Annotated in this window: 12 protein-coding genes; 4 read left to right on the plus strand and 8 right to left on the minus strand. The window is 36.4% G+C overall.

Annotated features, from left to right (window positions below):
- Positions 1 to 28 precede the first annotated feature (28 nt).
- The 7 genes from KEM10_RS11740 to KEM10_RS11770 all read right to left on the minus strand — a co-directional run bounded on the left by KEM10_RS11740 (position 29) and on the right by KEM10_RS11770 (position 5,795).
- Positions 29 to 1,009, minus strand: a complete 981-nt coding sequence (locus tag KEM10_RS11740) for a D-alanine--D-alanine ligase (protein ID WP_212216195.1) — start codon at positions 1,007 to 1,009, stop codon at positions 29 to 31.
- Positions 1,010 to 1,029: 20 nt separating this feature from the next.
- Positions 1,030 to 2,094, minus strand: coding sequence for an RluA family pseudouridine synthase (locus tag KEM10_RS11745; protein ID WP_212216196.1), 1,065 nt, complete (start codon positions 2,092 to 2,094; stop codon positions 1,030 to 1,032).
- A complete protein-coding gene (locus tag KEM10_RS11750) occupies positions 2,081 to 2,962 on the minus strand; it encodes a PASTA domain-containing protein (RefSeq protein ID WP_212216197.1) in 882 nt (293 codons plus the stop codon). Before KEM10_RS11750 ends, KEM10_RS11745 begins: the two co-directional genes overlap by 14 nt.
- A 190-nt stretch (positions 2,963 to 3,152) precedes the next feature.
- Positions 3,153 to 3,311: a 50S ribosomal protein L34 gene (rpmH, locus tag KEM10_RS11755; protein ID WP_212216198.1), complete on the minus strand. Its 159-nt coding sequence runs from the start codon at positions 3,309 to 3,311 to the stop codon at positions 3,153 to 3,155.
- Positions 3,312 to 3,439: 128 nt separating this feature from the next.
- A complete protein-coding gene (gene rsmG / locus KEM10_RS11760; RefSeq protein ID WP_212216199.1) occupies positions 3,440 to 4,060 on the minus strand; it encodes a 16S rRNA (guanine(527)-N(7))-methyltransferase RsmG in 621 nt (206 codons plus the stop codon).
- A gap of 17 nt (positions 4,061 to 4,077) precedes the next feature.
- Positions 4,078 to 4,686, minus strand: a complete 609-nt coding sequence (locus tag KEM10_RS11765; RefSeq protein ID WP_212216200.1) for an RNA polymerase sigma factor — start codon at positions 4,684 to 4,686, stop codon at positions 4,078 to 4,080.
- The gene (locus KEM10_RS11770; RefSeq protein ID WP_212216201.1) at positions 4,677 to 5,795 is read right to left on the minus strand and encodes a glycosyltransferase; all 1,119 of its coding nucleotides are present in this window, start codon (positions 5,793 to 5,795) and stop codon (positions 4,677 to 4,679) included. The genes KEM10_RS11765 and KEM10_RS11770 overlap by 10 nt, the downstream gene beginning before the upstream one ends.
- Positions 5,796 to 6,004: 209 nt before the next feature.
- Here KEM10_RS11770 and tgt point away from each other — a divergent pair, with 209 nt between their 5' ends.
- The 4 genes from tgt to KEM10_RS11790 all read left to right on the plus strand — a co-directional run bounded on the left by tgt (position 6,005) and on the right by KEM10_RS11790 (position 10,365).
- The gene (tgt, locus tag KEM10_RS11775; RefSeq protein WP_212216202.1) at positions 6,005 to 7,135 is read left to right on the plus strand and encodes a tRNA guanosine(34) transglycosylase Tgt; all 1,131 of its coding nucleotides are present in this window, start codon (positions 6,005 to 6,007) and stop codon (positions 7,133 to 7,135) included.
- Between the two features lie 103 nt (positions 7,136 to 7,238).
- The gene (locus tag KEM10_RS11780; protein WP_212216203.1) at positions 7,239 to 8,321 is read left to right on the plus strand and encodes an LptF/LptG family permease; all 1,083 of its coding nucleotides are present in this window, start codon (positions 7,239 to 7,241) and stop codon (positions 8,319 to 8,321) included.
- A gap of 164 nt (positions 8,322 to 8,485) precedes the next feature.
- Positions 8,486 to 10,030: an acyl-CoA carboxylase subunit beta gene (locus KEM10_RS11785; RefSeq protein WP_212216204.1), complete on the plus strand. Its 1,545-nt coding sequence runs from the start codon at positions 8,486 to 8,488 to the stop codon at positions 10,028 to 10,030.
- A gap of 11 nt (positions 10,031 to 10,041) precedes the next feature.
- Positions 10,042 to 10,365 carry a biotin/lipoyl-containing protein gene (locus KEM10_RS11790; protein ID WP_212216205.1) on the plus strand — a complete coding sequence of 108 codons (324 nt, stop codon included), beginning with the start codon at positions 10,042 to 10,044 and terminating at the stop codon, positions 10,363 to 10,365.
- Positions 10,366 to 10,399: 34 nt separating this feature from the next.
- Here KEM10_RS11790 and ispE read toward each other — a convergent pair whose 3' ends face one another.
- Positions 10,400 to 11,218 (minus strand): 4-(cytidine 5'-diphospho)-2-C-methyl-D-erythritol kinase, encoded by an 819-nt coding sequence (gene ispE, locus KEM10_RS11795; protein WP_212216206.1) that lies wholly within the window; start codon positions 11,216 to 11,218, stop codon positions 10,400 to 10,402.
- Between the last annotated feature and the right edge of the window lie 158 nt (positions 11,219 to 11,376).

The following is an 11,376-nucleotide window of genomic DNA, read 5'->3' on the forward strand; positions in this document are numbered from 1 at the left end:
ATGGCCTCACGTACAATATTTTTAATTGTTATTGTCTTGCAATTTGATCCTCGATAATCTCAGAAAAAACATCTTTGATATCTAATCCGGCCGCGGCAATTTGTTGTGGAATAAAGCTGGTTACTGTCATTCCTGGTGTTGTGTTTACTTCCAATAAGTAAATTTTATTATCCGAAATAATATAATCAATTCTAACAATACCCTTACAGCCTAAAATATCATAAATAAGGGATGATATTGATTGAATTCTATCCCTGACTTTATCTTCGATGCGGGCAGGAGTTATTTCTTCAACTTTTTCGGCTGTATATTTGGCTTCAAAATCAAAAAACTCGTTCTTGCTTACTACTTCAGTAATGGGGAGTTTAACTTCCTTATTTAAGGTTTTATAGAGGCCACATGTTACTTCGGTACCTGAAATAAATTGTTCAATAATTACTTCATTACTTTCGGTAAAAGCTTTGGCAATGGAAGGTGTTAACTCATTTGATTCTTTTACTTTGCTAATGCCAAAACTCGATCCACCTGCATTGGGTTTAACAAATAATGGTAGTCCCAACTGTTCAACTATACCCTCTGCATTGTATTCGTGTCCTTTACGAAGAAGAACCGAGTCGGCCACCGCTACACCAAAACCTTTTAAATAGGTATTACACGTAAATTTATTGAATGAGATAGCAGCAGGCTCAACATCGCAGGTGCTATGAGGAATATTAAGCATCTTCAGGTAGCCCTGCAGTAATCCGTCTTCACCCGGGGTACCATGTATGGTGATATAGGCACAATCAATAGTGATTTTGCTTCCATTCATTTGAAAGCTGAAATCATTTTTATCAATAGGATATTCATTCCCATCAATTACTGCGCACCACTTTTCTTTGGTGATTAAAATAGGATAACGGTTGTAAATGGTTTCATCAATAAAAGATAAAACACCGTCTTTACTCTTTTCAGATACTACAATTTCAGAAGAGTACCCGCCATAAATAATGCCAATATTTTTCTTCATAATAACATATAATGGAATACTTAATCGAGGTCTCGTCCGGCAATGTAACCTCTCCATTTTTCAAGAGCCTGCACCATGTCATCAGGTAACTCCGAATCAAACGACATAAATTCTTTGGTTGTTGGATGAACAAAGCCTAATGTTTTGGCATGAAGAGCCTGACGAGGTAAAATGTTAAAACAGTTTTGAACAAATTGTTTGTATTTGGTAAAGGTGGTGCCTTTTAGTATTTGATCTCCACCGTAGCGTTCATCATTAAATAGCGGATGACCAATGTGTTTCATGTGCACCCTTATCTGATGTGTTCGGCCTGTTTCTAAACGGCACTCAACCAACGAAACATAACCCAGGCGCTCTAAAACGGTATAGTGAGTAACAGCATGCTTACCACGCTCTCCATCTTCAAAAACGGCCATCTGCTTTCGGTCTTTCAGGCTGCGGCCAATGTTACCAACAATGGTACCTTCGTCTTCTTTTGGTTGTCCCCACACGATAGCCCGATAGGTGCGTTTCGAAGTTTTTTCGAAGAATTGACGAGCTAAAAAGTTTTTAGCTTCTTCGGTTTTAGCAATAACTAAAAGTCCTGATGTGTCTTTGTCGATGCGATGCACTAAACCGGGACGAGGATCTTCAGAATTGAATATAGGTAGATCCTTGAGGTGATAAGCCAATGCATTTACCATAGTACCTGTGTAGTTTCCGTGTCCCGGATGAACTACCATGCCCGGTTTTTTATTCAATACAATTAAATCGTCATCCTCGTATACAATATCCAAAGGAATATCTTCAGCTATAATCTCAATCTCGCGCGGAGGATAAGACATTACAATGGTAATAACCTCGTTGGCTTTTATTTTGTAATTTGCCTTTACTGGTTTGTCATTAACCCTAATATTACCTGCTGCTGCAGCATCCTGAATCTTATTTCGTGAAGCGTTTTCGATTCGATTGACTAAAAACTTATCAATGCGTAAGGGATTCTGTCCCGGATCAGTAACAAATCGATAATGCTCGAAAAGTTCTCCATTCTCCTCCAGTTCCTCAAATTCATTCTGAATTTCTTCAGCCATCTTAAAATTCCTCATAATTATTACCTGCTTCTTCTTCTTCAACAGGTGGTTCAACTTTCAATGCATCAAAAGAAAGACTATCTGTAGATAAAGTGTCAGGTAGTATTTTTGAAGAGTCGGTACTTAACCAAACATCAATAGATGATCCTAAAGGAATACGTGATCCTGGATCAGCCGTTGGTTTTTGCTTCCAGATAAAAGCAAACAAGGAATCGTCCTGAGATACAACTGTTGAGTCGTAAATAGTTGATCCTAAATTTAATGAAACAGACACCAGGAAATGACGGGCTTCATCAGTTGCCAATCCGGTTAAGTCTGGTATATTCGTTTTTTTATCACTTAATCCCTGACCTAAAAGCAAATCAATAACAGAGCCTTTCTCTATTGATGTGCCTGGCTCAATAGGTTTTCCTTTATAATGTTGCCCCAGTACCTCATTGGTGTATTCGCTAGGTATATAAATGAGTTCACCGGTTTTTAAACCATACGATTCAAGAATCGCTTTTGCGCTTCGCAATGAGTAACTACTTAAATTAGGTACTTGTACTTTTTCAGCCGAATAAGCATTTATCGTAAAGTGGATGGTGCGATTTTTCTTAACCTGTGTTCCTGCCTGAGGTAGTTGTTCAACAACTGCACCCGGAGCAAATCCTGTAATGTGCACCGAATCGATGATGTTAAAGCGGAAGTTTTTTTCTTCCAGCAACTCTTCAAACTGATTCTGGGTTAAACCGGTGCAATCGGGTACTGGTTGGGTTACGCCATGCAGCGTATAAATATTTAGGGTTATAAATGTACCAATCAACAATAGGGCTATAATTCCAATAGCAATACCCAGGTTTTTAAGAAACACTTTGCTGAAAAGAAATTTTAGAAATGACATTTATACTTCAGTTAATCATTGAACATGAACAACACCATTTACGAATGTTGTTTTATCTATCGGTAAACCGATGTCCAAAAGTAATACAAAAAATGTAATCAAACGATTTGTTGATCATAGGGCATAAAAAAAGTAAAGAACCCAATCTGGATTCTTTACTTTTAATATCTTGAAGTATGCTTTCAGCTAATTAAGCTTTGTGTCTTTTTTCGCTGGAAACAGTTAATTTCTTTCTTCCTTTAGCTCTTCTTGAAGCTAATACTTTACGTCCGTTTGCAGATGCCATTCTCTCACGGAAACCGTGCTTGTTACGTCTCTTTCTATTCGAGGGTTGAAATGTCCTTTTCATCGTTTTGTATTTTTATCTTACGACTAATGCTTTAATCTTCTTTTTTCGGACTGCAAAAATAATCGTTTTTTTTATCTTCCAAAAGAAATTTAGGAATTTTATCTCAGGTAATTAACTCTTTTTAGTATTTACATCGATAGGTGAATGATTTTCTTAGTCTCAAAAAATTCTTCTTCGAAATAATTACTCAATGGAGTTACGGATACTCTCTTTTTAAATTCTTCTAATTCCTGATTAAAATCTCCACCTTTTAAATATATAATACCGTTGGTTATGGCATTATGGTTCTTTGGTAAAATTTTGTTCTTACAAAGGTCTACAAAAGCAGGAAATGCAGTTACCGCTCTACTTATTATAAAATCGTATTGTTGCGGGTGGTTTTCTACTCTAACTTGTTCAGCCTTTACGTTATTTAAGCCTAGTTCACTAGCTACAGCATTTACTACTTTAATTTTTTTACCTATCGAATCAATTAGCTGAAACTGACATTTTGGGAACATTATAGCTAATGGTATACCAGGAAAACCTCCTCCTGTTCCAACATCCAGTATGCGTGTTTCGTCAGTAAATTGTATGTATTGTGCAATAGCCAACGAGTGTAAGACATGTCTTTCGTAAAAGTGATCCATGTCTTTTCTTGAAATAACATTGATTCGCGAATTCCAATCGTTGTATAATTGACCCAATAAACTTAGTTTTTCCCTTTTCTCACCATCAAGATGAGGGAAATATTTTTCTATTAACTCCATGTTGTTTCTTGCGGGTGTCAGCCCAATTTGATATCTGAATTTTTTAAAGTGTTGAACAGTAATTCACGGGCTCTAAAAAGTTGTGCCTTTACTGTTCCAAGAGGTAAATCAAGTTCTTCGGCAATTTCTTCGTACGAGAATTCTTTGAAATACCTTAGTTCAATTAAAACACGATAGCGTGGTTTTAACTTTTTAACCACTGTACGCATTAAAATCTTTTTCTGTTCTTTTATCAGATTTTCTTCCGGGTCGGGAGTTTCATCTTTAAGATGAATGGGTTGATCATTTTCTTTATCCTCGGTTATTCCACCATCAATGGATACTAAATTATTTCTTTTCTTTCTCAGAAAGTCAATGCAATTGTTGGAGGCAATTTTAAATAACCAGGTACTAAAAGCATAGTTTGGCGAGTACTGATGAATGTTTTTAAAGGCTTTACCGAAAGCTTCAATAGTAAGATCTTCGGCATCACTTTTATTATTAACCATCTTTAATAACATGAAATAGATGGCATCTCTATATCGTCCCATCAACTCAGCAAAAGCTTTCTGATCACCGCTAACAGCGCTGTCTACCAATTCTAAATCATATTTTGCCTTGTCCGATAGATTTGGGTTTATTTCCATTTCTTTTTGTTTGCACTAAACATGTTTTGAAGCCACACACTTCCAATAATAAAGGGGATGACTACATCAAATAAAATACTCCATATATATAGATTCTTCTCACTCAGAGCCTTGCCTGCCTTAGCTAAAACGATATACTGAACAATAATTCTTGATAAAATCAACCCTAGGCTAATAGGTACAAAAATATGAAAAAAAAGTGAACAAATGCCTAGTGTCCAAAATATTTGCCTGCTCAATGGTTCCAAAGTAAGCAACCATTTGATAGAAAACTTATAATGTTTTGATGTAGTTAAATGCCTTGCTTTTCGGGTTAGCCACTCACTAAAGTTGACCGGTGGTATGGATGTGGTTTGGCTACTTAGATTAGTTATAACAGTTGTGTTGGTTGGTGTAGCGCATTCCTTTATAAAAAGATCATCGTCACCCGAAGCGATATTTAAATATTGCTGAAATACATTTGATTTCTGGAATAGGCTTTTTCTGTAAGCTAAATTTCGACCAACAGCCATAAAAGGTTTCTTACGAAGGGCAAATCCCATGTATTGAACCGTATTAAAAAAAGTTTCGTATCGCAGGAATAAGTTGAATAAAGACTTTTTCTTTTCAAACCTTCCATAACCAATTACAATTTCTTTCGAGTCATCAAAAGCTTTGCTTATCTCTTTTAACCATTGGTCTGATTCGGGATAACAATCAGCATCGGTAAATACTAAATGTTCGTTTTTGGCGGCTTTTACGCCCAATGTAAGTGCCAGTTTTTTGCCTTGATAGAATTGTTTATTTTCAGGTATGGTGGTGTAGTATAAATTGTTGTGCGATTTTTTTAATTCAGCCAATATCATGTCTGATTCATCACTGGAGGCATCATTCACAACAACTACCTCAAAGTTGGGATAATCTTGATTAAGAATTATCGGGAGGTGTTTCTTTAGGTTTATTGCCTCGTTTTTAGCACAAATAATAACTGAAAGATTTGGCGTTGTATGATTGGTAGCAGACGGTTTTAAACGTGAAACCTTTAGCATGAACCATAAATAATAAAATACCTGAATAGCCCAACTAAGACCTAAAATACCTATAAAAACAATTTCAAATTCTATTTTCACCGTCCTGTTTGTTTCTTCAAATTTGCAATAATTTTTTGCAATCTACGCGGCAAGAGTTTTATTTTTTGTGTTTAAATTTTAGATAACTATAAAAAATGCCTGTTTATCAACTTGTCTGTTGATGAGTTTCGTATATTTGCAGCCCTTTTTTGATGATTGAAATTGCAAAAAGCAATTCTTTTGGTTAAGTTTTTGTAAAATAGTGTGATATGAAATTTGAGCTGCAGCATACAGATATAAAGTCCAGTGCCAGGGCTGGTAAAATAACAACTGATCATGGAGAAATTGAAACACCAATATTTATGCCGGTTGGTACAGTGGGCTCGGTGAAAGGTGTGCATTTTCGTGACTTACATGAGGATGTTCAGGCTCAAATTATTCTAGGTAATACTTATCATTTGTATTTGCGTCCGGGATTAGAAACATTAAAGGCTGCCGGAGGATTGCATAAATTCAATGGTTGGGTTAAGCCCATTTTAACAGATAGCGGAGGATATCAGGTTTTTTCTTTGAGTGATAACCGTAAGTTAACTGAAGAAGGTGCTGTATTCAGATCACATCTGGATGGATCAAAGCACTTATTTACTCCTGAAAATGTGGTTGATATTCAAAGAACCATTGGGGCTGATATTATAATGGCATTAGATGAGTGTCCTCCGGGAGACTCTGATTATAAATATGCAAAAAACTCAATGGAGTTGACCCATCGTTGGTTAAAAAGAGGTATTGATCGATTTGATACAACCGAACCTTATTACGGACATTCACAAACATTCTTCCCAATAGTTCAAGGTGCGGGACATCGCGATTTGCGCACCCAGTCTGCCGAATTTATTGCAGAACAAAATAGGGAAGGTAATGCTATTGGTGGTTTGGCTGTTGGAGAACCAACAGAGGTTATGTATGAAATGGTGGAGTTGGTCAATGGAATATTGCCAAAAGATAAGCCTCGATACCTAATGGGAGTTGGAACGCCAGCAAACTTGCTTGAGAATATTTCCTTGGGTGTAGATATGTTTGATTGTGTAATGCCTACTCGTAATGGACGAAATGGAATGTTGTTTACTTCTGAAGGGATTTTAAATATGCGTAATGAGAAATGGAAAAATGATTTCTCACCAGTGGACCCTAATGGTACTTCATTTGTAGATCATCATTATACTAAGGCCTATCTTCGTCATTTATATATTTCAAAAGAAATGCTGGCAGCCCAAATTGGCAGCTTACATAATCTTACCTTTTATTTGTGGTTGGTAAAAGAAGCCCGTAAACACATTATTGAAGGTGATTTTGCCAGCTGGAAAGAAGTGATGGTAAAAAAACTTACAACCAGACTCTAAGAGTTTGGTCATGAGGGAGAATCTTTTTTAACTTTTTATTACACAATTTTTTTGTTCTTTTGTAAAAGCTCAAAAGAGGCGTTGTTAAACTAAAACCGACGTTTTGAAAAAACTGGATCTATATATTCTTAAAAAATTCCTTGGTACTTTCTTTTTTGCTATCTTATTGATTATTAGTATTTCGGTAGTGTTTGACGTTACTGAAAAAGTTGATAATTTTATCGATAAAGATGCTCCGTTAAACGCAATCATTTTTGATTACTATAAAAACTTTATTCCTTATTTTGCCAATCTGTTTACTCCGCTCTTTGTATTTATTGCAGTAATCTTTTTTACTTCAAAAATGGCTTATCAAACTGAGATAATTGCCATTTTATCAAGTGGTGTAAGTTTTCGCCGAATGATGTTTCCTTACTTTATGGGGGCCGCTATTATAGCAATATTTTCCTTTTTGTTAGGTGGTTATGTTATTCCTCCAGCTAACCGAACAAGATTGAAATTTGAGGCTACCTATGTGAAAGATAAACGAGAGGTTGGTTTGAGTGATATACATATGCAAATTGAACCAGGCTTGTTTGTGTTCTTGGGTAAATATTATTCGTATCAGGAAAAAGGAGATTATTTTAATCTTGAAAAATACGATGAGAAGCAGTTGATATCCAAATTGTCGGCTCGAACTGTAAAATTTGATACCGCTTCCGGAAAGTGGCATTTGAGTAATTACATGATCCGTGAATTTACTAATGATATAGAACAAGTTATTGAAAAAGGACGCGAGTTGGATACTTTGATTCCTAATATGAAACCTGCAGATTTTAAGGAGGAAAGAAAGTATTTTGAAATGATGACCAACCCTGAGCTCAATAGATATATAAATGAACAGACAGCGCGTGGAGTAGGTAATTTGGAAGAGTTTTATATTGAGAAATACAAGCGAATAGCTTCTCCTTTTAGTGCTTTTATTCTTACGCTAATTGGTGTTTCTTTGGCATCACGTAAAGTTCGTGGAGGAATGGGATTGCATATTGGAGTTGGCATTGCTTTAAGTTTTTCGTATATTTTATTCATGACAATTTCAACCACCTTTGCCATTAATGGTAGTATGAATCCATTATTGGCTGTTTGGGTCCCAAATATTCTTTTTGCTATAATTGGAATATTCCTCTATCATAAAGCGCCAAAGTAGTTGGTGATAAGCTATTTATTATTGATTAAAAACATTAGGGTTATGTTTAAATGAACGTTTCTCTTTTGTTAAAAAAATAAAATTAGTAATTATGCACCCTGAAAAATTATTGACCAGGGTGATTTTCTCTTGGTTAATAGTAGGTTAAATCAAATTATTGGATTATGTCATTGAAAAAACACATCCTTGACCTTCGTAAACGAAAGGAACAAGTGGAAAAGGGTGGTGGCGACAAAGCCATTGAAAAGCAGGTGGCGAGAGGAAAACAAACCGCTCGTAACCGTATCCTTGCACTGTTGGATAAAGATTCTTTCACCGAATACGATCTTTTTGTTGAGCACGAAGCTCGTGATTTTGGTATGGACAAAAAACAGCTTCATGGAGATGGAGTAATTATTGGTACAGGTACTATTTATGGTGCCCCAATCTGTATTTATGCCCAGGATTTTACCGTTGAAGGAGGTTCATTAGGATTAATGCATGCCCGTAAGATTACAAAAATCATGGATCACGCCTTAAAAATGCGTGTGCCTATAGTCGGTATTAACGATTCAGGAGGTGCTCGTATTCAGGAAGGTGTGAACGCATTGGCAGGTTATGGTGAGATTTTCTATCGCAATACCATGGCTTCTGGTGTGATTCCTCAAATCTCTGTAATATTAGGTCCTTGTGCCGGAGGTGCAGTTTACTCACCGGCCTTGACTGACTTTGTGTTCGTTGTGGATAACATTTCTAAGATGTTTATTACCGGACCCGGTGTAATCGAGTCTGTATTGGGTGAAAAAATCTCAATGGAAGATTTGGGTGGTGCCCGTGTGCATGCAGAAACAACCGGTAATGCGCATTTCTTTGCAGATAGCGAGCTGGAATGTTTCGATCAAATCAAGAAATTGATCACATTTATTCCTTGGAGTAATACAAAGAGAGCGAAGACTTTCCCACCAAAGCCTCCTAAATTTAAAGGCAATATCGAAGACCTTATTCCATCTGATCCACGTCAGCCGTATGATGTGCGTGATGTTATTAAGGCAATCGTTGATGACTCAGATTTCTTTGAAATTCAGGAGTTATGGGCTGCTAATATTGTTATTGGTTTTGGCCGTTTGAATGGCGAAACTGTTGGTTTTGTAGCTAACCAACCATTAGTGTTGGCTGGTGTATTGGACTGCGATAGTTCTGATAAAGCTGCACGTTTCATTCGTTACTGCGATGCTTTTAATATTCCAATTGTTACCTTGGAAGATATGCCTGGTTACTTACCGGGTGTCGATCAGGAACATGCTGGTGTGATTCGTCACGGTGCCAAAGTTCTTTATGCTTATTCAGAAGCTACTGTGCCTAAGGTAACTGTTATCTTGCGTAAAGCATATGGTGGTGGTTATATCGCAATGAACTCTCGTCACTTAGGTGCTGACTTTATGTTTGCATGGCCAACCGCAGAAATTGCCGTGATGGGGCCAGAAGGAGCTGCTAATATTATCTTTAGAAAAGAAATTGAAGAAGCTGAAGATAAAGATGCAATGCGTGCTCAAAAAGTGGAAGAGTACAAAGAGAAATTTGCCAATCCATTTGTGGCTGCGGCTAAAGGATATATCGATTCTGTGATTGAGCCGAGCGAAACACGTGATTTGCTTCTTCATGCAATTGAAGTATCAGCTCATAAAGAAGATCATCGTCCAGCTAAAAAGCACGGAGTTCCACCATTTTAATAGGAGGTTGTATGACTAAAAAGAAAGTTGAAGGATTGGTTGATTTTGCAATACTTAGCATGAAGTATAAAACAAAATTGACCAAGAAATTCGAAAATCGAACAGCATATGAAGCTCCGAATCCAAACAATGTATTGTCCTATATACCGGGTACAGTACGAGAAGTGTTTGTGAAAGAAGGGCAAGAATTAAAAGAAGGAGAATCATTAATGATTCTTGAAGCAATGAAAATGAGAAATCAGATTGCCATGCCTTTTGATGGAAAGGTGAAAGCCATTCATGTAAAGGAAGGTGATAGGATTCCAAAGAGACATCTTATGATTGAGATTGAATAAAAATAAAAGCTGCCCTAGGGCAGCTTTTTTCTTATTATTTCATTTTTCCACTCCACACAAAATAAGAAGGATCCACTTTAAAGTGTGGTTCATCTTTAAATAATCCAAATACTGTAGAACCACTTCCCGACATGGCTGCGTAAGCAGCACCTTGATTATATAGTTCTGTTTTAATTTTTTCTATTTCTGGATATTTTTTGAAAACACTGGTTTCAAAATCATTCTTAACTATATCCTTCCATTGTTCTACCGGAAGGTTCAAGTCGTTTGGTAATATTCTGTCAGATGCTTTAGGGGTAATGCCAGAGTAGGCTTCTGGGGTGCTTACGTGTATGGGTGGTTTAACCAAACAAAGGTAATAATCACTTAAATCGAGATTAATCGGTTGTAATAAGTCTCCAATGCCTGTTGCAAAACTTGGTTTATTGTCAATGAAAAACGGAACATCTGCACCCAATTGGATAGCTTTTTTCTTTAACTCATCATTACTGATATTCAGTTCGAACAATGTGTTAAGCATTGAAAGCATAAAAGCAGCATCGGAAGAACCTCCACCTAAACCGGCTCCAAAGGGAGTAGCTTTATGTAAATGTATTTCGATGGGTGGAATAGTATGATCTTTTTTTATCAACTCAAGTGCTTTCACACAAATATTCTCATTAGTGGGTGCATCAACCGTTATTCCTGTATTGAATAATTGATAATCGTTATCCAAATCGTTATTCACAATTATTTCCAAAGCATCGCTTAATGGGATGGGATAAAAGACTGTTTCCAGATTGTGGTAGCCATCAGGCCTTTTGCTTACAACGTTCAGACCTATATTTATTTTTGCATTCGGAAATTGTATCATTCAATAATATTTTAGGCAAAATAAATGATTTCTCTGGTAATTTCCTTGTTCAGCTTTTACATCCCAAAATTTATTTGCTTGGTTGCTAGATAATCAACTTTTTTTGAAAATATTAGTGTTCGTTACATCCCGAAATTCTCAAAAGTGATTAGTATATT

Source organism: Carboxylicivirga linearis (assembly GCF_018271995.1).
Taxonomy (GTDB): domain Bacteria; phylum Bacteroidota; class Bacteroidia; order Bacteroidales; family Marinilabiliaceae; genus Carboxylicivirga; species Carboxylicivirga linearis.

Bases quoted from the DNA above. Each gene is read 5' to 3' on its own strand.
- KEM10_RS11740 (WP_212216195.1), bottom strand. From the start codon at position 1,009: ATGAAGAAAAATATTGGCATTATTTATGGCGGGTACTCTTCTGAAATT.
- KEM10_RS11745 (WP_212216196.1), bottom strand. From the start codon at position 2,094: ATGAGGAATTTTAAGATGGCTGAAGAAATTCAGAATGAATTTGAGGAA.
- KEM10_RS11750 (WP_212216197.1), bottom strand. From the start codon at position 2,962: ATGTCATTTCTAAAATTTCTTTTCAGCAAAGTGTTTCTTAAAAACCTG.
- rpmH (WP_212216198.1), bottom strand. From the start codon at position 3,311: ATGAAAAGGACATTTCAACCCTCGAATAGAAAGAGACGTAACAAGCAC.
- rsmG (WP_212216199.1), bottom strand. From the start codon at position 4,060: ATGGAGTTAATAGAAAAATATTTCCCTCATCTTGATGGTGAGAAAAGG.
- KEM10_RS11765 (WP_212216200.1), bottom strand. From the start codon at position 4,686: ATGGAAATAAACCCAAATCTATCGGACAAGGCAAAATATGATTTAGAA.
- tgt (WP_212216202.1), top strand. From the start codon at position 6,005: ATGAAATTTGAGCTGCAGCATACAGATATAAAGTCCAGTGCCAGGGCT.
- KEM10_RS11785 (WP_212216204.1), top strand. From the start codon at position 8,486: ATGTCATTGAAAAAACACATCCTTGACCTTCGTAAACGAAAGGAACAA.
- KEM10_RS11790 (WP_212216205.1), top strand. From the start codon at position 10,042: ATGACTAAAAAGAAAGTTGAAGGATTGGTTGATTTTGCAATACTTAGC.
- ispE (WP_212216206.1), bottom strand. From the start codon at position 11,218: ATGATACAATTTCCGAATGCAAAAATAAATATAGGTCTGAACGTTGTA.